Genomic DNA, 19,693 nt, shown 5'->3' with positions numbered 1-19,693 from the left:
TCCGCATAAGGAATTGACCGTGAAGAACTTCAAACGTATTGCACTGCCCCTGTTAGCCGCTGCGACCCTGTATGCTCCCCTGTCCCAGGCTGAGGCGATGCACTACCAGCTGAACCCTGAGCATACGTCCGTCATCGTTGCCTGGAACCACTTCGGCTTCTCCAACCCGACCGCGGATATCCCGGATGCCACCGGTACGCTGGTGTTTGACAAAGATCATCCGGAAGCTTCACGCGTTGACGTGACCCTGCCGGTCAGCAAAATCGACAGCCACGTTGCGGCACTGACGAAAGAATTCAAAGGCGCGGACTATTTCGATACCGCGAAATACCCGACGGCCACCTTCCACAGCACCAAAGTGGTCGCGAAAGGCGACAACAAATTTGATGTTGAAGGTAACCTGACCCTGAAAGGGATCACCAAACCGGTTACGCTGCACGCTACGCTGAACAAGCAGGGCGAGCATCCGATGGTGAAGAAGCAGGCGATTGGTTTTGATGCCACCGGCACCATCAAACGTTCTGACTTCAAACTGGATAAATATGTGCCAGCGGTCAGTGACGAGGTCACCCTGACTCTGTCTACCGAAGCCTACGCGAAGTAACAGGCTGGCGGCGCAGCCCGTGCGGCTGCGCCACGTTTCTCACGCTGTCAGCCAGCCCTGCAGGCTCTCCAGCGTGACAGAGGCCCCGCCACAGACGATAACCAGCACCTTCTCTTCCGGCTTAAAGCTAATCTTCCCGTCATAGAGCATCGACAGCGACACGCCGCAGGCAGGTTCTGTCAGAACACGATGATCGTCCAGAAAGCGGCGACAGGCGTTCACGGCTTCATCATCGGTCACCACCATCCCCCGGACGTCTGAACGGCGCGCCACCGTAAACGCATTTTCACACACCTGGCTGGCCGCCAGCGTCGTGGCAATCCCGCTGACGCTCTCCAGAGTGACCCGCTCGCCCGCCTTCAGCGCGGCGTTAAGGGAGGCGGTTCCCTCTGTTTCCACCGCATAAACCGGAATATGGCCGAGCTGATGTTTTTCCAGTCCCTGCATCACGCCGGAGAGCAGGCTGCCACCGCCTGTCGACAGGATGACGGCATCCGGACGCAGCCCTTCGTCGATCACTTCATCCACCAGCGTACTGATGCCGTCCCACAGCAGCGGGTTGTCAAAGGGGTGAATATAGATATTCTCCGCTGTCGCCAGCGACAGGGCATACGCATTCGCTTCACTCCAGACCCTGCCGTGGACGATGAGCCTGGCGCCTTCCTGTTCAATAAGCTGTCTGGCGCGCGCCGAGGTGGTTTCAGGCACCACCACCGTGACCGGCAGTCCCAGCCGGCGGCCACTGTGGGCCACGGCAATACCCGCATTGCCGCCGGAGGAGCTGATAAAGGCTTTTGCGCCCTGCGCGGCGTAATGGCGGCAGATGTGGGCCGCACTCCGGAGCTTAAATGATCCGGTCGGCTGCGCTGATTCCATTTTCAGCCAGACATGGCTCCCGCTGTGCTGACTGAGTGGCAGGGAGTAAATGAGCGGGGTGCGGATAGTGATTTCCATGCGTCTTATCCTGGTCAAAGGCGTTGATGACAAACCGGCTGACTGTCAGGCCGGTGGTGCGGGAGAGCAGCGTCGGACAGAGGAGGCGTCCGCCTCGCTGAAGATAAGGCGCACGATTCTCCTTACAAATCATCATGCTTCTGCTGCATTTTCTGTCGGCTTTAATCGTTATACAGAAGAGTGTTACCTGTTCGCAACAGCGATGCTGAATCTGATTAACATGACGATGGGCAGGGGATATCGGCATCCTTTTATCCGCCGGCCGGCGGCGAAACCGGGAAAAATGAGGTGAAAGTCACAAATTCGCAACGTCACTGTCGCGCCTGATTCCGGCTTTTTCCGCCGTTCTCCCCATCCCGCCAGCCCGCACGCTAACCCGATGATTTATATCGATTCGCCTCAGATGTAATAAGTCGGAATAGCGTGATTCACATCACAAATCATGCGCCTCACAACCCGCTGTCAATATTCCGGCCAGTGAAAAACCGCTCATAAATGTGACCTCACCTGCAAAGTGCAACTCCGCTTACCGGAAGAATGACCCTCAGCAGATTCAGCCAGCGAGGAGAGGATGATGCGGATTGGAATGGTCATCAGTGGCGGCGATGTCACCGGGATTAATAATTTTGTTTTCCAGATTGGCCGTCTGACCCAGGCCGGGATGGTGATATTTGACGGCGGCATTCCCGGCCTGCTGGCCAATAACCACCGTGAAATCAGCCAGCGCGATCTGCTGGACTTCTCCATCGCCGCGATTCCGGTCATCCAGTCGGGACGCACCGAAAAAAAACTGGTGCAGAGCGAGTACGAGCTGATTGCACGCCAGCTGAAAAACGCCCGGATTGACGTATTGATTCTGGCGGGCGGCGACGGATCGCTGCAGTTTCTTCACACGCTCTCACAGAGCGGGGTGAACTGCTTTGGTGTCGGCATGACCATCGACAACGATGTTTTCGGCAGTGACTACACACTGGGCTTTTCCACCGCCTGCGAGCAGGTCTTAAAAGAGGTGGCGAAGCTGCGTAATACCGGGCGCGCCTTACCGGGCCGGGTATTTATGGTGGAGTTGCTCGGCGGCTACTGCGGTGAATTGACCCTGCAGTCCGCGATTAAAGCCAACGCGGATATTGCGCTGATCCCGGAGTGCCAGATCCCGGTGCCGCAGCTGGCGCAGCGCATTACCCGGCGGCTGGAACAGCAGAACAGCGTGGTGATTCTCTGTTCAGAAGGTTACACCCGGGAATATTCGCCCGGTTTTCAGGGCGCTATCGACACCTTAATCAAACAGCTTGAACCCCTGATTGGCGTTCGGATCCGTAAAACCATTCTCGGTTACGGACTGCGTAATGGTGACCCCACCTGCGAAGAGATTTATCAGGGCACCATTATGGCCAGTGAGGTGGTGCGTTGTATTCAGTCAGGCATGCGGAATAAAGCGGTCATTATTAACGGCAGCAATAAACCGATCCCGATTGATTTAATAAGCATGCAAAAACGCCTGGTCGATATTGACGGGCACTATTACAAACTCGCTAAACAACTCAACATCGTGTGAGGAGAAGAACATGCTGAAAATATTATGTGTCTGTGGTTGTGGATTAGGCTCCAGTTTTGCCATTGAGATGAGCGCAAAGGCCGTTTTAAAAAAACTGGAAATTGAAGCCGATATCGATCACACCACCATTTCAGAAGCGAATGCTTTTAAGTCAGATATGATCCTGACGCAAAAAGCCTTTGCCGATGTATTAAATGCGGATGCCACGCCAGAGCAGATTAAACGGGTCATTATTCTTAACCGGCTCACCGATAAAGCGGAAATAGAGCAGAAGATCCTGGCTTTTTTAAAAGAACGCAACCTGAAGGTCGCCGCCCATGAATAGTGTGATTGATTTTCTGGTCAAAGATCTGCTGGGACAGGCATCGATTCTGATCGCCTTTATTGCCCTTATCGGTCTGCTGCTGCAAAAAAAATCGGCAGGGAAGGTGATGGAAGGCACCTTTAAAACCCTGCTCGGATTTTTAATTATGATGGCGGGTATCAATATTATTGTCGGCACGCTGACCTTCCTGAATACCATCTTTACCCACGGCTTCGGCATGCGCGGTTATATCACCGATGTGGCCGCCATTGCCGGGCTGGCAAACCGTGAGCTGGGGTCGGAAGTGGCGCTGACGCTGCTGGCGATCTTTATCGTCAACATCATCATCGCGCGCCTGACGCCCTTTAAGTACATCTTCCTGACGGGACAGGCACTGCTCTGGATGGCGACGATCGGCGCCGTCATCGGTTACAAAGCGGGACTGACCGGCCTGCCGCTGATCCTGACCGGCGGCATCTTCGGCGGCATCATGGCGGTCATCATGCCTGCGCTGGCGCAGCCGGTGGTGCGGCGCATTACCGAGTCGGATGATGTCGCGCTGGGTCACTTCTGCACCATTGGCTATCTGGTCACGGCTGCGGTCGCCAGAGTGGTCGGCAAAGGCTCCCGCTCAACCGAAGATCTGAAGCTGCCGGATAACTTTAAGTTTCTGCAGGACACCTATCTGTCGATGGCGCTGGTGATGGTGCCGATGTATCTGATCCCCGCCCTGGCCGCCGGCCCGGCCTTCATCGCTCAGTACAGCAACGGCATGAACTACCTGATGTACGCCTTTATGCAGTCGATTCAGTTTGTTGCCGGGGTGTTTGTGCTCTACAGCGGCGTTCGCCTGCTGCTTAACGAGCTGGTGCCTGCGTTCCGCGGTATCGCCATGCGGGTGGTGCCGGATGCGAAACCGGCGCTGGACTGTCCGGTGATGTTTCCTTACGCCCCTAATGCGGTGATTGTCGGCTTCCTCGCCACCACGCTCGGCTCCATCGTCGGCATGCTTCTCTTCCCGATGATGGGTCTGGCGATGATCCTGCCGGGTCTGCTGACCAACTTCTTTGCCGGGGGCACCGCCGGGGTCTTTGGTAACGCCATGGGCGGGCGGCGCGGCGCGATGATCGGCGGCTTTGTTCACGGCCTCTTTATCACGCTCCTGCCCGCCATCCTGGTGCCGATGCTGGAAAGCTACGGCTTCACTGGCGTGACCTTCAGCGATTCCGACGTCATCAGTACCGGACTGGTACTCGGCCACGCTTTCCAGAACAACTGGCTGTTTGTCGCCCTGTTTATTGCCTTTGTTACCGCGCTTGCCTGGTTTGTTAATGGCAAATCCACCCGACCTCACGAGGAAAAAATCCATGAAACTTTATAATTTCGCCGAGCTGCTTCAGCTGGCTAAACAGCGTGACTTTAAAGCGGTGGGATCTTTTAATCTGCACTGTCTGGAGATGCTGCCCGCCTATTTTAAAGCGGCAGAGAAAACCAGCAGCCCGTTAATGATCCAGATCTCCACCGGTACGGCGAAATATCTCGGCCATAAGCTGCTGGTCGACGCCATTAAATCGCTGTCAGAGAGCACCGGCGTGCCGACGTGTCTGCATCTCGATCACTGCTCGGATTTGACGGCTATTCAGACGGCGATCGACGCCGGCTTCAGCTCTGTCATGTATGACGGCTCTCATCTGCCGATTGAGGAGAATATTGCCAACACCCGTCGGGTGATCGATATGGCGCGACCGCACAACGTCTCGGTCGAGGCGGAGCTGGGGGCGATTGGCGGCTCGGAGGATGGCAAAAGCCTGGAAATGGAGGCGATTGCGTTTACGCCGGTGGAGGATGCGCGTCGCTTCGTGGAGGAAACCGGCGTCGATATGCTGGCGATCTCCATCGGCACCGTGCACGGGCTCTACACCGGCAAGGCGCACATTCAGCATCAGCGTCTGGCCGATATTACGGCGGCCACCCGCACGCCGCTGGTTCTGCACGGCGGCACCGGCGTCAGCGACGAAGATATGCGGCTGGCGGTGAGCAGCGGGATTGAAAAGGTCAACGTCGGAACGGAAATGAACGTTCAGTGGGTGGCACAGTGCAAATCAACCTTTGAAAAAGGAAAGGTCAATGACAGCGTGCGTAATTTCCTGGTGCCGGCAAATGACGCGGTGACCAACGTGCTGGTGGAGAAGATGCAGTTATTCCGCTGAACGCCGGATCGGTTATCAGTCAGTCGTAACGTTTTTATTTTCATGCCTTAACTGAACCCCTGAAATAATCCGGGGCAGGAGAGCCTATGTTTGGATTTCTGAAAAAGTCACCAGCGGGCGAACCGGTCAGCCCGCAGCAGCAGGACCATCTGGCGGAACTCAGCCGCGGAAAAATAACGCAGCTGGAGCAGCAGCTGGCTATTAATCCGCGCGATGGCGCAACGCAGAAAGAATTAATGCTGGAATATAACCGGGCGTTAAGCTTATTTGCGAAAAGCCCTCGCTACCGCAATGAAATCGATGCGCTGTTTGTCAAAATAGATGAATTGCGCAATGTGGTTCGCCAGTCGATCTGAGGAGAGCGGATGACCATTAAGCAGTTATTACAGGAGGCCGACGCCATTCAGACCGGCATTGACGCCACGGACTGGCGTCAGGTTATCGCCCTGGCCGCGGCTCCGCTGGTCAGCGGCGGCTATCTTCACGCCTCCTATCCGGAGGCGGTGATTGCCAATACGCTGACGCATGGCGCGTACTATGTCTTTGAGGAGGGAATTGCCATTCCTCATGCGCGACCGGAAGCCGGGGTGATCCGCGACTGTTTCAGTCTGATCCTGCTGAAGGAACCGATCTCCTTTGCGGGCAGTGACAAGGCGGACATTGTGATCATGTTTGGTGCGCGCGACAGTAACGCGCACATCGAAGAGGGGATCCGGGCCATTGTGTCGCTGCTGGAGGATGAGGAGACGCTGGTCAGGTTACGTCAGGCCAGCAGCGCAGCGGAGGTCATCGATATCTTATGACGCTGACAAATACGGTAAAACGGGTGGTGCTGGTGAACGGCATCCCGGCGTCGGGTAAAAGTACCCTGACGCAGGCGCTCTCTCACCATTTTGGCTGGCCGGTACTGACGCTCGACGCGCTCAAAGAGCCGTTTATGCGCTGCTTTACCCCGGTTGACCGCGCGCGAAACCGGCAGCTGGGCTGCGCGGCCTACCAGGCGATCTGGAACATTGTCGGCCAGGCACCGGCCAGTCAGATCTGGCTGATCGACGCTTGGTTCGGGTTTCAGCCGCGTGCGCTGCTGGAGCAGGGGCTGAAACAGGCCGGCGTGGAGGAGGCGCTTGAACTGTGGCTGAAGATTGATCCGGAGGTGGCGGTGGCGCGCTATCAGGCACGGCTGTCGCAGCGGCTGCCGGGACATCCCGGTGCCGAGTATCTGCCGGAGCTGCGCCAGCTGGCGCGTCAGGCCAGGCCGATGGCGCTGGGGCCGGTCTGTGAGACTGACGCCTGCGCCCGGGACGACACGGCCGTTATTCACTGGCTGCAACATCAGCTGACCAGAACCCGCTACACTTCAGCTCATCATGAGCGACGTGAGGAGCGGCAGGATGACATCACCCCCCTATCTGCAAACCGGTGAAAGTGCCGTGCTCTATGACGGCGTCTGTAAGCTGTGTAACGGCTGGGTTCAGTTTCTGCTGCGCCACCGGCTGGCGCGGCAGGTTCGTTTTGCCTCGGTGCAGAGCGAGCAGGGCAAGGCGCTGCTGCGCTGGGCCGGACTGCCGGAAGAGAAGATCAGCACCATTGTCTACATTAAAGGTGACCAGCACTGGCTGCGCGCGCAGGCGGTATTCCGCGTTATGCAGCATCTCCCTCTGCCGTGGCGCGGGCTGGCGGTGCTGCGTCACTTCCCCGACACCCTCAGTAACTTTGCCTATGACCGCATCGCGTTAAACCGCTACAGGCTGTTTGGCCGTTACAGCAGCCAGCATGCGATTGTCCCCGATTATCCCGGACGTTTTCTGCATCAGGTTGATGCCCCGCGCTGAAGTGCGAAAGGTGGCTGTGGGCGGCACTGAGATCAATGATATCCTTGGGGTTATTGTTGCTGCCCATGACCACAGCACGCCTGTGCTGCCAGACAACGGATAGAGGGATGCATGCCGGTTAACTTCGATCTCAACGATCTCTACGCGTTTCGCGCGCTGGTGGAGTTTGGTAACTTTCGCCTGGCGGCGGAATCGATCTGTCTCTCCCAGTCGGCGCTGAGCCGCCGGATCGATAAACTGGAAACCGCACTGGGGATCAAACTGTTTGAGCGCACCACGCGCCGCGTAACGCTGACGCTGAAAGGGCACGCGTTTGCGCAGCGCTCAGACAAGCTGCTGACAGACTTCGAAGAGGTGATGGCCGATCTCAGTGAGGTCAGCCTGGCCCGCACCGGGCTGATTACGGTCGCCTGCGTGCCGTCAGCGGCCTACTACTTCATGCCCAATATCATCCGGCTGTTTCAGGTGCGCTACCCCAGAGTGCGGGTGAAACTGATCGACAGCAGTGCGGCCAATGTGTATGACGCGGTGATTGGCGGGCAGGCGGATTTCGGCATCAGCTTCTCCAGCCGTTCGCAGCCGGATGTCCATTTTCAGCCGCTGAGGGAGGACCCTTACGTGGCGGCCTGTCGGCGCGATCATCCGATTGCCGGAAAAAAGAGTCTGAGCTGGCAGGCGTTTTATCAGTATGAGTGGATCGGGCTGGATAAGACCTCCGGTAATCGCAATCTGCTGGATCAGGCATTGCAGGCGATCGTGCCGGAGAAGCCCTGTGTCTGCGAAACCCGGCACGTCACGACCATGCTGGGGATGGTTGAGGCGGGGCTCGGCATTGCTGCCGTCCCCGCCATGTCGATGCCGGGTTACGATCACGCCCTGCTGACGGGTGTGCCGTTAACCGACCCGGAGGTGAAACGCACCATCGGTCTGCTGCGCAAAAATGGCCGGATGCTGTCGCATATCGCGGGCGAACTGGAAAACCTGATTACTGAACAGTATCAGCTTCTCTGACCGGTTTTGAGGCCGTCACGCTGTGCAGTCCGCTGGCCAGCACGGCCTTCTGGTTTTCCGGCGACGCGAGCCAGTGGAGCAGCTTACTCGCCTCATCCGGCTGCCCGGAGGTGCGAACCACGGCACCGGCAAAGCGGGTGGTGTATTGCAGCTTCGCCGGCAGTTCTCCAATAAAGGTGACGCCTGACACGGGCAGCAACTCACTCACCTGCTGAAACCCGATACTGTATTTCCCGGCCGCCACCTCTGACGCCACCGGAATGCGCTCAACCTTCACGGCTTTATTCCTGACCTGATCCTCAATACCCAGCCGGCTGAAAAGCTGGCTGCTGACATATTTGCCGCTGGCGCTGTCGGAATAGGCGATGGAACCGGCCTTCAGCAGGGTGGCGCGGAGTTCACTTTCGCTGCCGATCTTAACCGGCGTCGCCCCCTGTCTGATGACCGCGCCGATGCGCGAGTCGGCGAGTTCTACCCGGGAACCCGGCAGCGTCTCACCTTTTTTCTCCAGTCCGGTCAGCGCGTCGCCGACCATAATCACCACATCGGCCGGTTCACCGCGCGCCAGTCGCGCCGGGATCGCCTGTGGAGTCTTGCCCATCGACGGACCGGCAACCGTATGAAGGGTGATCCCTTCCTGCCGGGCGAAGCGCGGCGAGAGGGTATCCCAGGCCGCTTTAAACCCGCCGGAGATCATCACCGTCAGTTCTTTGGCCTGTGCACCGGCACTGCCCAGCAACAGGGGGATTAACAGTAAAGCAGATTTCATTCTCAGTTCCTCAGCTAAAGGTCTTACCGGCGTGGGATAACGCACGGCTGGTACGGCGATAGAGGTAGAGGGTGGCCAGCAGGGCGCAGACAGCCGCAAAGCTCATCCAGTAGCCGGGCGACGCTTTATCGCCGGTCAGCTCAATCAGGCCGGTGGACATCACCGGGGTAAAGCCGCCAAACAGGGCAGTCGCCAGGCTGTAGGCCAGTGAAAAGCCCGCGACGCGCACTTCAGCCGGCATGATTTCGGTCAGGGCCGGGATCATCGCACCGTTGTAGAGACCGTAGATCATCGAAAGCCACAGCAGCACGCCCAGCATCATTGAGAAGCCCGGGGCCGCCGCCAGCAGGCTCAGCGCCGGATAGCTGGTCGCCATCGCCAGCAGGGTCATCGCCACCAGGATCGGCTTACGGCCAAAGCGGTCGGAGAGCGCGCCGCCGATCGGCAACCAGATAAAGTTCGATACCGCCACCAGTAACGTCACCAGCAGGCTGTCAGAGGCGCTAAGCAGCAGCACTTTCTTGCCAAAGGTCGGGGCGTAAACCGTGATCAGGTAAAACGCGGTGGTGGTCATCGCGACCATCAGCATGCCGGCAATCACGACCTGCCAGTTGGCGAGCAGAATACGGAACACCTGCTTCACTTCGGGATGGCTGCGACGATTGTTGAACTCCTGCGTCTCTTCGAGCTTACGGCGCAGCACGAAAATAAACGGCACGATCAGACAGCCAAACAGGAAGGGAATACGCCAGCCCCACTCGCGGATTTCACTTTCTGCCAGTACGGCGTTGAGGATAAAGCCCATCGCGGCGGCGACCATAATGGCTACCTGCTGGCTGCCTGACTGCCAGCTGGTGTAGAAGCCTTTACGGCCTGGTGTGGCGATCTCAGCCAGATAGACCGACACACCACCCAGCTCGGCACCGGCCGAGAAGCCCTGCAACAGGCGGCCGATCAGCACCAGCAGCGGCGCCCACAGGCCAATGCTCTGGTAGGAGGGGATCAGCACGATCAGAAAGGTGCCCGCCGCCATAATGGAGAGCGTGACGATCAATCCCTTACGACGGCCGACCTTATCGATGTAGGCTCCCAGCACGACCGCGCCGATAGGGCGCATCAGGAAGCCAGCCCCAAAGACGGCAAAGGTCATCATCAGGGAGGCGAACTCACTGCTGGCCGGAAAGAAGGTGTGAGCGATATAGGTGGCATAGAAACCGAACAGGAAGAAATCGAACTGTTCGAGGAAGTTGCCAGAGGTCACACGGAAAATTGCGCCAATCCTGGCGCGGTGAGTCATGGGTGAGGTGGTCTGCATCAGAAGCTCCAGTAAGGTATGACGCTTTTTGCCGCGCCTGTGACTGAAGAGTGGATCAGCGCCCGGCGCTAAATAAGTGCAAAATGAGAATCAATTGATGTGTCAGCCGCATGATTGCCCAGCGTTATCAATTTAAAGGCTTACGATTCAGAAGGTTGGACAACTGCGCGTTTTCACTGCTTCTGTTACCGGTGCTGGAGTAAGTTTGCGGAAATGTGACAGGATTCATAGGCGTGTTACAGGTTCTGGCGGGGGATGCATCTGTTGTCGTGCCGCCAGAAGCGGGTCTGGCGGCAGGAAAAAACGGTCAGGTCATGTTATGCATTGACGCGGGGTGACACCGAAAATCTGTTGCAGATGGCGGAGCCCCGCCACGGTGAAAGCCACTTCCCGATAGCCTGCCTGCCGGGTCAGCCAGCCCTGCTGTTCAAAGCCGGTCAGCAGCGCGGCGCCCGCGTAGCCCCCGAGATGAAACTGCCGCTCACTCCAGTCCAGGCAGCCACAGCACGCTTTGCGCCGTCCGGGTTGTGACAGGTCAATCTGCAATGCCAGAAACTGCTGTCTGCCGTGAAGCGTGACCGCGCTGCCTTCGGGCGTGATCCAGCCCTGATGCACCAGTGAGGCATAGATCTGCACCGCAATTTCACCTGCCAGATGGTCATAACAGGTGCGGGCGGTGCGAAGCGCGCGTGGCGCTGTGCTCTCAGGGGCGGCAATCCGTTGCCACGACACGCCCATCATGTTCTCAATCAGCGTGGCGATATCACTGCCATTCAGCCGGTAATAACGGTGACGGCCCTGCGCCAGGCACACGATCAGCCCGCTATTCATCAGCCGGGTCAGATGTGCGCTGGCGGTGGAGGGCGCGACATCCGTGACGGCACTGAGCTCCGTGGCCGTCCATGCGCGTCCATCCATCAGCGCTGACAGCATCCTGACCCGAGAGGGATCGGCCATCGCGGCGGCGACACCGGCAATGGCGTTTTCCAGCGCGTCACTGTCGTCGGGGGCATTATGGGGTTGCGGTGTTGCCATCGGAGGATACGGCCCATTCTGTAGTCAGCCCGGCGGCTGAGAGGTTGTTGTCGGTGATCAGGATTAGCCGGTTGGCGTGGTCACTGTACTGCACCAGGATATTTATCCCTGCTGCGGCCAGGCGTGTGGTAATGGCACCCAGTTCGCCGGGACGCTGCTGAGGGAGCCGGCGGATGAGTGGAACATGGACGGCTTCAACCGCGATTCCTTCCGCTTCCAGCACCCTTCGGGCCCGTTCACCCTCTGCCACCAGAAAATGAGCGTGGCTCAGTGTCCCGGAAGAGAACATGCCACCGCCTTCCAGTCCTATTCCCTGATCGCCCAGCAGCGTGGTAAGCCGGGAGAGCGTGCCCGGGCTATTTTGCAGGATCACATGAATGTCGAACATATTACATTTCTCCCGGGTTAAACGCATACTCTCTGACGAGGGTGACGATGCGCAGATGATAAGCAGCAAAAAGCGTCTCATGGCCTTCGCGCTGCAACCTGATGGCACAGATTACGCTTCCAGGCCCTGATCGACTCTTCATCGCGCCACCAGGAGAGTGAAAGGATTTTTTTCTCATCGGTCAGGCTCTGAAAACGCTCCAGAGAGATAAATCCCTCGTTTTCCATCAGCAGCGGTTTAAGGTCCGCCGCCAGCTGCCTGTAACGCATCTGGTGTTCCGGCAGGGCTTCAGCTTCAAATAGTACGGCAATCATTGCGCTTCTCCTTGGGGGTGATAGCCGGAAAATAGCGGGCGGGACGCGTCAATGCTTCAGCCTGAAACGAAATAAGTCCGTACGGGAGGACAATCCTGCTCTCATGAAGGCACAGGATCCCGGCTGATTAACCGTGCCGTACCAGGTTAAAACCCTCATCCTCGTGCGGCGGTTCGAAGAAGCGGGTGATGAGCGCGAACTGCTCTTCCGTGGCGGCAAAGGCGTGGCTGCCACTCTGGTTACGGGCATGCAGACGCGACAGACAGCGCGCATCCGGCACATCCAGATAGTGCAGACAATGGTCTGCCTGGGAGCGCTGAATCACCGAACGCATCCAGTCACGATTCGCGCGGGTATTGGCAGGAAAATCAAGCACCACCGACACACCTGCGTTAAGCAGCGCCACCAGATGAGGTGTCATTGCTGTTCTGAGTTTTGCTGCACAGCGCACGTAATCCGCCACCGACTGCATCTCCTCCTGCCAGAGCGCGGCAAGCCACTGATCCTCGCTGATCACCACACACCCTGGGGACGCGCCCAGCTCAGCGGCCAGCGTCGATTTTCCTGAAGCTATTTTTCCACACAGCAGATGCAGTGTGGCCTGGGAAGTGTCCATTGTGCTGTCACTCCTGTAGCAAAGAAGGTCTTTGAGGATTAACCCAGTGAAGAGAAGTGGGAACCTGTAAGGCTGATTCGGAATTCAGGCTAACAAAAGCGGTGAGGGCTGAGCAATATCAGGAGAGACGAATGAGGGGCAGAACGGGGTGTCGTGTGCCTGGCTTCTTCCAGGGCTGCGGGCGTTATGCCGGATGCGTTTACGCAAATCGCTGTGCAGATCGATCTGCGCCTGAACCCGGAGAGGAGTCAGGCGAGAAGCAGAGAGAGGAACGCGGAGCGGGAACAAAAGCGAGCAGACATCATTTCCGGGCCATCAGCATGGTCAGCAGTTCACGGCAGCACGCTTCTTCTTCGGCACTGTCTGCGGAGGCGAGATAGCGCAGCAGTTCCATGCAGCTTTTTTCCTTGCCCGCTTCAAGTAACTCCTCGATCAGGAAATTAAGTTTGTCCTGTTCAGAGGCAGCAAAAGAGGAGCTGAACCCGGTTTGGGTCGGGAGAGTGGGATTGACTGGCAGAGTCAGGGTGTTTTGCATCGGCATATTATTGTCCTGTTTCGGGTTAAAAAATGCACTGGTGTTGCTATTAAACTTATACAGCGATCCTTATTTTGTACAGAAATGGGATGGATTGATTTTTAACCCGGGCCTAAGCGCAGCGCGGGATGCAGAGGAAATCCCGGCTAATCATTCAGTTATCCGACAACCCTTTTCAGAAATTTTTTTCTCTGTTCCGACCTGAATTCACCTCACACGACGGCAAAAAACTTTTCATTCACGCTCTTCCCCTGATCGCTGATTTAAGTGATAGTAACGCCGCTTTACATTAATAATTCTCATTATCATCTGTGTGGGTTTTTACAATGAAAAAATGGTTTTTCGCGCTGGGGATGCTCACGCTGTCAGGAATGGCGTCGGCCAAAATGATTACTGATGTCGCAGGCCGTCAGGTTGAGGTGCCGCAGGAGGCGAAGCGCATCATTCTGGGTGAGGGGCGTCAGATCTATCTGCTGGCAGCCTTTGACACCGACGCGCCCTTTAAGCGGGTCATCGGCTGGCGGGACGATCTCCACAAGGCCGACTGGGACGGCTATCAGGCTTATGAGAAACGCTATCCGCAAATCAGGAAACTGCCGACCTTCGGCGGGGCGAAAGATGGTACCTTTAACATTGAGCAGGCGTTAACCCTGAAGCCCGATCTGGTGCTGATGAATCTGGAGTCGAAAGCGGCCACGGATGAAGGCAAGCTGACAGAAAAACTGCAGGCGGTCGGTGTGCCGGTGGTGTTTATCGATTTCCGTGAAGCGCCGATGGTGAACGCGGAGAAAAGTATCCGCATCATGGGCGAACTGGTGAACAAACCGGCGCGGGCGCAGGAGATCATCCGGTTCCGTCAGCAGCAGATTGAGCGGGTCACCTCGCGGCTGAAGAACTTTACCGGCTATCGCCCGAAAGTGATGATCGACCGCGCCGGTGGCTACAGCGATGAGTGCTGCATGTCGTTTGGTAATGAGAACTTCGGTCAGATGGTGGAGATCGCGGGCGGACGTAATATTGCCAGAGATCTTATCCCCGGCACCTTCGGCACCGTGAACCCGGAGCAGATCATCGCCAGTCAGCCCGATGTGGTGGTGGTCACCGGGGCCAACTGGAAGAACTACAATACCGTGGGCAAATGGGTCGGCGTCGGGCCGGGCGCCAATGTGACCGAGGCGACGGCGCGTCTGAAGGCGCTGATGATGCGCGATGCGTTTAAAACCCTGCCGGTGGCGCACAATGGCAACGTCCACGCGATCTGGCATCAGTTCTACGACAGTCCTTATCAGTTTGTGGCTATCCAGGCGCTGGCGAAGTGGCTGCATCCCGATCTCTTTGCCGATCTCGATCCCGACGCAACGTTCCGCGAATTTCATCAGAAGTTCCTGCCGCTGCCTTACCAGCCAGGCTACTGGGTGACGTTGCCCGCAGATAAACCCTGACTGACCGGCGATGACAGGGATGTCATCGCCAGCATTACACTTCCCGCCGAATAAACCCGCTCTTTCCCTTCAGATTTACTAACCTTTTACAGGCGCGGCCTCGTTTGCTCTGAGCAGCATGACGTGTCGTCGTCCGCATTCACGCTAAAAATGGAGAGAAACATGCGCAATACCTCGGGAAGATCGGCCTTTGCCGTGACGCTGTACGCTCTGCTGGAACCGGTGCCGCTGGGCTTTTTTGTTGCGGCCTGGCTGTTCGACATTTTCTACAGTCAGACCTTTGTGCAGTTCTGGACTGACGCCGCAGGCTGGCTGATTGCGCTGGGACTGATTCTGGCCATTGTGCCGCGACTCATCGCGCTGGTTTATCTGTTTCGCGGCAGTGACAGTGCGGAGAAGAGCCATTTCTGGCTCTGGCTGGTGGCGGTTGTGATCGCTGTCATCAATGCGTTTATTCACAGCCGTGATGCCGCCGCGGTGATCCCGCTGGGCGTGACGCTTTCAACGCTGGTGGTGGCGCTGCTGCTGCTGGCGAATGTGCAACTTGCGTTACGTCAGCGTAGCGCTTAAGGAGGAGCCACCATGAAGATACCGCATAAAACGCTGCTCGCGCTGACCCTGGCAGCCCTGCTGGCAGGCTGTGATGATGGCGCACAAATCGACCCCCAGAAGCAGACCGGTCCGAATCCTGAACTGCCAAAGGCGAAGAGTTTCTTTATGCCGCCGATGCAGGTGCCGGAAGGCACGCCCTGGAAGGCGGGTGAGATGCCCAAAGTGGCTGACGGGCTGAAGATTGAAAAGATCGCTGACAATCTGCAGCATCCGCGTCAGGTCTATGTCCTGCCGAACGACGACGTGCTGGTGGCGGAATCAAACGGCCCGGCCAAACCGACGACCCGTCCGAAGCAGCTCATCATGGGCATCGTACAGAAAGCCTCAGGTAAGGGCGGTGCAGGCGGCAACCGGATTACGCTGCTGCGCAAGGTGAACGGCAAATGGGAGCAGCACCGCTTTATTGAGAATCTGCATTCCCCGTTTGGCATGCAGCTGATTGGCAACACGCTCTATGTCGCCAATGCGGACAGCCTGGTGAAGTTCCCGTATCGCGAAGGGGAAACCGAGATTCGCACCGCGCCGGAAGAGGTGACTGAACTGCCGGGCGGCCCGATTAACCACCACTGGACCAAGGCGCTGCTGGCCAGCCCCGATGGCAGCAAGCTCTATGTCGGGGTCGGTTCCAACAGTAACGTCACCGAGAACGGCATTGGCGCAGAGTATCGCCGTGCCGCGGTGCTGGAAGTGGACGCCGCCACCGGCGCCAGCCGCATCTTTGCCAGCGGGCTGCGCAATCCAACCGGCTTACAGTGGGAACCTCAGAGCGGCAAACTCTGGGCTATCGTCAATGAGCGTGATGAAATCGGCTCGGACCTGGTGCCCGACTACATGACCTCGGTGCAGGACAAAGGGTTCTACGGCTGGCCCTACAGCTACTTTGGTCAGCATGTTGATACCCGCGCCGAACCGCAGCGTCCCGATCTGGTGGCGAAGGCGATCAAACCCGATTACGCCCTGAGCTCACATGTCGCCCCGCTGGGTCTGCTCTTCTATGGCGCAGATAACATGCCGCAGTATCGTGGCGGTGCCTTTATCAGTGAACACGGCAGCTGGAACCGGACTCCGCTGAATGGCTACAAAGTGGTGTGGGTGAAATTTGAGAACGGCAAACCGGTGGGGCAGCCGCAGACGGTGGTCTCGGGCTTCCTGACGGATGATCAGAAGCAGGTGCGGGGATTGCCGGTGGGTCTCGCCAGCGACAGAGAGGGGGGTGTGCTGATTGCGGATGACGCAGGGAACACCATCTGGCGAGTCAGCGCCGCCAGGTAATCCGGACGGGTCCGTTTTCACTGCCGGAAAGCAGGCATAAAAAAAGGATTTGGCATCGCGCCAAATCCTTTATTTTTTTGTTCGCTACCCGGCTGGTAACCGCGCTGCGAACGGGGTGCTCAGCACTCTCCACAGAACAGATTGTAAAATGTGCGGCTAAGGATTTCAAGTTTCGCCAAAATACTGTATGTTTATACATGTGTTGAGTGTTGAGCCTCGCCTCATTGTCGACTGGCCGCTCCCAGGGGCACGGTTTTAAAATCCCGGCAGGTATCAGGTGGTGCTGGCCTGTGGCTTTAACCTTGAGTGCCGCTCAGCCCTCTCCACAAAGATGTGCTTAGGCGCCCGGCGGGTAGAGTCAAAGCCCTGGTTGCCGAACAGCGCGCTCCTTTAAAAGGAGAAGGAAAGTGATGGAACTGACTAAGCTGATTCTGGATCTTATCCGGGTCATCTTGCAGATCATCGTTGCCCTTATGCAACTGACCGGTCACGCAGGTTAACCGGAACTTGAAACAAGGCGGAGCTAACCACTCCGCCTTTTTTCTTTGTCAATTCTCTGTCATGCGCAGCGGGTAAGGTGGGGCGACAAAAGCACGCCAGCGGGGCGTGGCTTACCTGACCGGAACGATTATGTCTCTTGCCGCCGTTATGCCTGCCCGGCTTGCGCACACCCGGATCGACGACAGTGTGCGGATGCGGGAAACCACCGTGGGACAGCAGTGTGAAATTCTGGCGCACAGCCTGCTGGAATACAGCGAGCTGGGTGACTTCTCCTATGTTGGCGAACACTGCTGCCTGGCGGATACCCGCGTGGGGCGCTTCTGCGCCATCGCGAATCAGGTGCGCATCGGTGCGCCGAATCATCCGATGGATCGCGCCTCACAGCACCGCTTTACCTACTGCCCGGAGTATTATCACGCCAGCGCCCGCCGCGATCAGGGCTTCTTTACCACCCGCCGGGCCGACCGGGTGGTGATAGGCAATGACGTCTGGATCGGGCATGGGGTGATTGTGCTGCCCGGCGTAACCGTCGGTGATGGTGCGGTGCTGGCGGCGGGCGCGGTGGTGACCAGAGATGTCGCCCCCTACAGCGTGGTGGGGGGCGTACCGGCGCGTCCGCTGCGGATGCGCTTTACCCCTGCGATTGCCGCCCGCCTGCAGCGCATAGCCTGGTGGAACTGGCCGCTGGAGAAACTGCTGGCGAACCTGCCTGACTTTCAGCACGGCGATATCGACGCGTTCTGCCAGCGGCACGGAGAGTAGTGAGCAGAATGCGCTGAAATTGTTCCGCCATCGTCAGCGGGTCATCGCCGAGGGATAATCGACCTAGCGGACCTGTCGTTATCATCACATTTTCGAATGACAGGTTGCCTTGTAACTTTCCGGTGCGCATGACACCATCGATACATGTATAGACATGTATCTTCAACCGTCGTACTGACTGATCTCTTTTCACTCAACGCATCTCTCACTGTTCCAGCGAGGACTCTATGTCGGTCAAACCCTCTGTATCAGACTATCCAGGCGCAGAGAAACCGCGCCTGTCGGAAACCCGCTCGATTGATTACATTCCCTTGCAGGAGCGTCACGGTCATCCCTTCAGTCAGTTCACGCTCTGGTTTGGCGGCAATCTGCAGATTACGGCGATCGTGACGGGTGCGCTGGCTGTCGTACTGGGTGGCGATGTGGTGTGGTCGCTGGCCGGTTTACTGGTGGGGCAGATCTTAGGGGCGGGGATCATGGCCCTGCATGCGATTCAGGGACCGCGCCTGGGCTTACCGCAGATGATTACCAGCCGTATGCAGTTTGGCGTCTTTGGTGCCGTGATCCCGCTGGTGCTGGTCTGTATTATGTATGTGGGCTTTTCAGCCAGCGGGACGGTATTAGCGGGACAGGCGCTGGCCAGACTGATTCACGTCAGCAACGCCACCGGCATGGTGGTGTTCAGCGTCCTGATTGTGGTCATTGCGGTACTGGGTTATCGCGTCATCCATCAGCTGGGAAAACTGGCGAGCGTGATTGGCGTGGCAGCCTTTGCCTATCTCTTCATTACCCTGTTTACCACCCATGATTTATCGGCGGTGTGGCAGAACCGGCACTTTACCCCGGCAAATTTTCTGCTGGCGGTTTCCCTTTCTTCCTCCTGGCAAATCGCGTTCTGTCCCTACGTCTCCGACTATTCCCGCTATCTGCCCGCGCAGATTTCCGCGAAGAAACTCTTCAGTGCCGTTTTTTTTGGCACCGTACTGGGCACCCAGGCGTCGATGACGCTGGGGGTGATCGTGGCCGCGATTGCCGGCAGCGCGTTTTCAGGCAATGAGGTCGGCTATATTGTGAGTCTGGGCAGCACGGCCACGATGGCGATGGTGATCTATTTCGCGATCTGCTTTGGCAAGATTACCTTTACCACGCTGAATGCCTACGGCAGTTTCATGTCCCTGACCACCATTGTCTCTGGCTTTCGGCAGCAAACGACGCTGAGCCAGGGCGGGCGCATCCTGTTTGTGGTGCTGATGGTCACGCTGGCCTGCGTCATCGCTCTGCTCAGTGAACCGGCCTTTCTGAAATCCTTTACCCACTTCCTGCTCTTTCTGCTGGCGTTCTTTGTGCCCTGGAGCGCCATCAGCCTGACGGATTTCTACCTCGTTACCAAAGGCCGCGTCGATATCCCGGCACTTTCCCGGCCCGAGGGACGCTATGGACGCTGGAACCTCACCGGCATCGTGGTCTACTTTCTGGGCGTGGCGGTGCAGTTGCCGTTTATTGACAACCCTTTGCACCATGGCTCACTGACGTGGATTTTTGCCGGCAATGATGTCTCCTGGATCATCGGCTGGTGTGTCACCGCACTGCTATGGCTCGTCGCCAGCCACTGGGATCGCCGCGGCACGCCCTCTGCGGGATAAAAAAAGCCGCCCTGAGGGG

General features: G+C 57.7%; 23 protein-coding genes and 1 pseudogene. 16 read left to right on the top strand and 8 right to left on the bottom strand.

The window, feature by feature from the left end; genetic code table 11:
- Positions 1-19 precede the first annotated feature (19 nt).
- Positions 20-604 (top strand): YceI family protein, encoded by a 585-nt coding sequence (locus tag F3I47_RS01620; protein ID WP_046101799.1) that lies wholly within the window; start codon positions 20-22, stop codon positions 602-604.
- A 39-nt stretch (positions 605-643) separates the two neighbouring features.
- On the opposite strand, the gene F3I47_RS01615 is transcribed toward F3I47_RS01620, so the two are convergent.
- Positions 644-1,558, bottom strand: coding sequence for a pyridoxal-phosphate dependent enzyme (locus tag F3I47_RS01615; RefSeq protein WP_150029599.1), 915 nt, complete (start codon positions 1,556-1,558; stop codon positions 644-646).
- On the opposite strand from F3I47_RS01615, the gene F3I47_RS01610 reads away from it, so the two are divergent.
- The 10 genes from F3I47_RS01610 to F3I47_RS01565 all read left to right on the top strand — a co-directional run bounded on the left by F3I47_RS01610 (position 1,557) and on the right by F3I47_RS01565 (position 8,470).
- Positions 1,557-1,850, top strand: coding sequence for a hypothetical protein (locus tag F3I47_RS01610; protein WP_150029598.1), 294 nt, complete (start codon positions 1,557-1,559; stop codon positions 1,848-1,850). The two genes, F3I47_RS01615 and F3I47_RS01610, sit on opposite strands and share 2 nt — an antisense overlap.
- 282 nt (positions 1,851-2,132) lie before the next feature.
- Positions 2,133-3,113 carry a 6-phosphofructokinase gene (locus F3I47_RS01605; protein WP_111208439.1) on the top strand — a complete coding sequence of 327 codons (981 nt, stop codon included), beginning with the start codon at positions 2,133-2,135 and terminating at the stop codon, positions 3,111-3,113.
- Positions 3,114-3,123: 10 nt separating this feature from the next.
- Positions 3,124-3,438 carry a PTS sugar transporter subunit IIB gene (locus tag F3I47_RS01600; protein ID WP_009090254.1) on the top strand — a complete coding sequence of 105 codons (315 nt, stop codon included), beginning with the start codon at positions 3,124-3,126 and terminating at the stop codon, positions 3,436-3,438.
- Complete coding sequence (locus F3I47_RS01595; protein ID WP_150029597.1) at positions 3,431-4,798, top strand: PTS sugar transporter subunit IIC; 1,368 nt, start codon at positions 3,431-3,433, stop codon at positions 4,796-4,798. The genes F3I47_RS01600 and F3I47_RS01595 overlap by 8 nt, the downstream gene beginning before the upstream one ends.
- On the top strand, positions 4,785-5,627 hold the full coding sequence (locus F3I47_RS01590) for a class II fructose-bisphosphate aldolase (RefSeq protein ID WP_150029596.1): 843 nt from the start codon (positions 4,785-4,787) through the stop codon (positions 5,625-5,627). Before F3I47_RS01595 ends, F3I47_RS01590 begins: the two co-directional genes overlap by 14 nt.
- Positions 5,628-5,713: 86 nt before the next feature.
- Positions 5,714-5,983, top strand: coding sequence for a hypothetical protein (locus F3I47_RS01585; protein ID WP_009090249.1), 270 nt, complete (start codon positions 5,714-5,716; stop codon positions 5,981-5,983).
- A 9-nt stretch (positions 5,984-5,992) separates the two neighbouring features.
- A complete protein-coding gene (locus F3I47_RS01580) occupies positions 5,993-6,430 on the top strand; it encodes a PTS sugar transporter subunit IIA (RefSeq protein ID WP_046101806.1) in 438 nt (145 codons plus the stop codon).
- Positions 6,427-7,050, top strand: a complete 624-nt coding sequence (locus tag F3I47_RS01575) for an AAA family ATPase (protein ID WP_046101807.1) — start codon at positions 6,427-6,429, stop codon at positions 7,048-7,050. Before F3I47_RS01580 ends, F3I47_RS01575 begins: the two co-directional genes overlap by 4 nt.
- A complete protein-coding gene (locus F3I47_RS01570) occupies positions 7,019-7,459 on the top strand; it encodes a thiol-disulfide oxidoreductase DCC family protein (protein ID WP_046101808.1) in 441 nt (146 codons plus the stop codon). Before F3I47_RS01575 ends, F3I47_RS01570 begins: the two co-directional genes overlap by 32 nt.
- Before the next feature lie 111 nt (positions 7,460-7,570).
- Positions 7,571-8,470, top strand: a complete 900-nt coding sequence (locus tag F3I47_RS01565; RefSeq protein WP_140028526.1) for a LysR family transcriptional regulator — start codon at positions 7,571-7,573, stop codon at positions 8,468-8,470.
- Here F3I47_RS01565 and F3I47_RS01560 read toward each other — a convergent pair.
- From F3I47_RS01560 to F3I47_RS01530, 7 genes and pseudogenes are all read right to left on the bottom strand, one after another.
- The gene (locus F3I47_RS01560; protein ID WP_140925332.1) at positions 8,445-9,239 is read right to left on the bottom strand and encodes a substrate-binding domain-containing protein; all 795 of its coding nucleotides are present in this window, start codon (positions 9,237-9,239) and stop codon (positions 8,445-8,447) included. The genes F3I47_RS01565 and F3I47_RS01560 overlap by 26 nt on opposite strands.
- 10 nt (positions 9,240-9,249) lie before the next feature.
- Positions 9,250-10,557, bottom strand: coding sequence for an MFS transporter (locus tag F3I47_RS01555; protein ID WP_276047101.1), 1,308 nt, complete (start codon positions 10,555-10,557; stop codon positions 9,250-9,252).
- Positions 10,558-10,866: 309 nt separating this feature from the next.
- Positions 10,867-11,589, bottom strand: a complete 723-nt coding sequence (locus F3I47_RS01550; RefSeq protein ID WP_150029595.1) for a helix-turn-helix transcriptional regulator — start codon at positions 11,587-11,589, stop codon at positions 10,867-10,869.
- Positions 11,567-11,977 carry an amino acid-binding protein gene (locus F3I47_RS01545; RefSeq protein ID WP_009090237.1) on the bottom strand — a complete coding sequence of 137 codons (411 nt, stop codon included), beginning with the start codon at positions 11,975-11,977 and terminating at the stop codon, positions 11,567-11,569. The genes F3I47_RS01550 and F3I47_RS01545 overlap by 23 nt, the downstream gene beginning before the upstream one ends.
- Before the next feature lies 1 nt (position 11,978).
- Positions 11,979-12,291, bottom strand: a pseudogene (locus tag F3I47_RS01540) (antibiotic biosynthesis monooxygenase).
- Positions 12,292-12,418: 127 nt separating this feature from the next.
- On the bottom strand, positions 12,419-12,907 hold the full coding sequence (locus F3I47_RS01535; RefSeq protein WP_150029594.1) for an ATP-binding protein: 489 nt from the start codon (positions 12,905-12,907) through the stop codon (positions 12,419-12,421).
- Positions 12,908-13,208: 301 nt separating this feature from the next.
- Positions 13,209-13,448 (bottom strand): hypothetical protein, encoded by a 240-nt coding sequence (locus F3I47_RS01530; protein WP_009090235.1) that lies wholly within the window; start codon positions 13,446-13,448, stop codon positions 13,209-13,211.
- Between the two features lie 320 nt (positions 13,449-13,768).
- Between F3I47_RS01530 and F3I47_RS01525 the strand changes: the two genes are divergently transcribed.
- From F3I47_RS01525 to F3I47_RS01500, 5 genes are all read left to right on the top strand, one after another.
- The gene (locus tag F3I47_RS01525) at positions 13,769-14,884 is read left to right on the top strand and encodes an ABC transporter substrate-binding protein (RefSeq protein ID WP_150029593.1); all 1,116 of its coding nucleotides are present in this window, start codon (positions 13,769-13,771) and stop codon (positions 14,882-14,884) included.
- A gap of 162 nt (positions 14,885-15,046) precedes the next feature.
- Positions 15,047-15,454 (top strand): DUF2231 domain-containing protein, encoded by a 408-nt coding sequence (locus F3I47_RS01520; protein ID WP_046101812.1) that lies wholly within the window; start codon positions 15,047-15,049, stop codon positions 15,452-15,454.
- Positions 15,455-15,466: 12 nt separating this feature from the next.
- A complete protein-coding gene (locus F3I47_RS01515; protein WP_046101813.1) occupies positions 15,467-16,768 on the top strand; it encodes a sorbosone dehydrogenase family protein in 1,302 nt (433 codons plus the stop codon).
- A gap of 630 nt (positions 16,769-17,398) precedes the next feature.
- A complete protein-coding gene (locus tag F3I47_RS01505; protein WP_150029592.1) occupies positions 17,399-18,031 on the top strand; it encodes a DapH/DapD/GlmU-related protein in 633 nt (210 codons plus the stop codon).
- Positions 18,032-18,258: 227 nt separating this feature from the next.
- Positions 18,259-19,674, top strand: a complete 1,416-nt coding sequence (locus tag F3I47_RS01500) for a cytosine permease (RefSeq protein WP_150041124.1) — start codon at positions 18,259-18,261, stop codon at positions 19,672-19,674.
- Positions 19,675-19,693 lie beyond the last annotated feature (19 nt).

It is taken from the genome of Pantoea sp. M_10 (assembly GCF_008631515.1).
In the GTDB taxonomy this organism is placed as follows: Bacteria; Pseudomonadota; Gammaproteobacteria; order Enterobacterales; family Enterobacteriaceae; genus Pantoea; species Pantoea anthophila.
Note: the sequence above shows the minus strand (reverse complement) of the source record. Positions and strands in the feature narration are given on the sequence as shown.

Excerpts from the sequence above, each read along its gene's own strand:
- F3I47_RS01610 (WP_150029598.1), top strand. The coding sequence starts at position 1,557 with ATGCGTCTTATCCTGGTCAAAGGCGTTGATGACAAACCGGCTGACTGT.
- F3I47_RS01615 (WP_150029599.1), bottom strand. The coding sequence starts at position 1,558 with ATGGAAATCACTATCCGCACCCCGCTCATTTACTCCCTGCCACTCAGT.
- F3I47_RS01605 (WP_111208439.1), top strand. The coding sequence starts at position 2,133 with ATGCGGATTGGAATGGTCATCAGTGGCGGCGATGTCACCGGGATTAAT.
- F3I47_RS01600 (WP_009090254.1), top strand. The coding sequence starts at position 3,124 with ATGCTGAAAATATTATGTGTCTGTGGTTGTGGATTAGGCTCCAGTTTT.
- F3I47_RS01595 (WP_150029597.1), top strand. The coding sequence starts at position 3,431 with ATGAATAGTGTGATTGATTTTCTGGTCAAAGATCTGCTGGGACAGGCA.
- F3I47_RS01590 (WP_150029596.1), top strand. The coding sequence starts at position 4,785 with ATGAAACTTTATAATTTCGCCGAGCTGCTTCAGCTGGCTAAACAGCGT.
- F3I47_RS01585 (WP_009090249.1), top strand. The coding sequence starts at position 5,714 with ATGTTTGGATTTCTGAAAAAGTCACCAGCGGGCGAACCGGTCAGCCCG.
- F3I47_RS01580 (WP_046101806.1), top strand. The coding sequence starts at position 5,993 with ATGACCATTAAGCAGTTATTACAGGAGGCCGACGCCATTCAGACCGGC.
- F3I47_RS01575 (WP_046101807.1), top strand. The coding sequence starts at position 6,427 with ATGACGCTGACAAATACGGTAAAACGGGTGGTGCTGGTGAACGGCATC.
- F3I47_RS01570 (WP_046101808.1), top strand. The coding sequence starts at position 7,019 with ATGACATCACCCCCCTATCTGCAAACCGGTGAAAGTGCCGTGCTCTAT.
- F3I47_RS01565 (WP_140028526.1), top strand. The coding sequence starts at position 7,571 with ATGCCGGTTAACTTCGATCTCAACGATCTCTACGCGTTTCGCGCGCTG.
- F3I47_RS01560 (WP_140925332.1), bottom strand. The coding sequence starts at position 9,239 with ATGAAATCTGCTTTACTGTTAATCCCCCTGTTGCTGGGCAGTGCCGGT.
- F3I47_RS01550 (WP_150029595.1), bottom strand. The coding sequence starts at position 11,589 with ATGGCAACACCGCAACCCCATAATGCCCCCGACGACAGTGACGCGCTG.
- F3I47_RS01545 (WP_009090237.1), bottom strand. The coding sequence starts at position 11,977 with ATGTTCGACATTCATGTGATCCTGCAAAATAGCCCGGGCACGCTCTCC.
- F3I47_RS01535 (WP_150029594.1), bottom strand. The coding sequence starts at position 12,907 with ATGGACACTTCCCAGGCCACACTGCATCTGCTGTGTGGAAAAATAGCT.
- F3I47_RS01530 (WP_009090235.1), bottom strand. The coding sequence starts at position 13,448 with ATGCCGATGCAAAACACCCTGACTCTGCCAGTCAATCCCACTCTCCCG.
- F3I47_RS01525 (WP_150029593.1), top strand. The coding sequence starts at position 13,769 with ATGAAAAAATGGTTTTTCGCGCTGGGGATGCTCACGCTGTCAGGAATG.
- F3I47_RS01520 (WP_046101812.1), top strand. The coding sequence starts at position 15,047 with ATGCGCAATACCTCGGGAAGATCGGCCTTTGCCGTGACGCTGTACGCT.
- F3I47_RS01515 (WP_046101813.1), top strand. The coding sequence starts at position 15,467 with ATGAAGATACCGCATAAAACGCTGCTCGCGCTGACCCTGGCAGCCCTG.
- F3I47_RS01505 (WP_150029592.1), top strand. The coding sequence starts at position 17,399 with ATGTCTCTTGCCGCCGTTATGCCTGCCCGGCTTGCGCACACCCGGATC.
- F3I47_RS01500 (WP_150041124.1), top strand. The coding sequence starts at position 18,259 with ATGTCGGTCAAACCCTCTGTATCAGACTATCCAGGCGCAGAGAAACCG.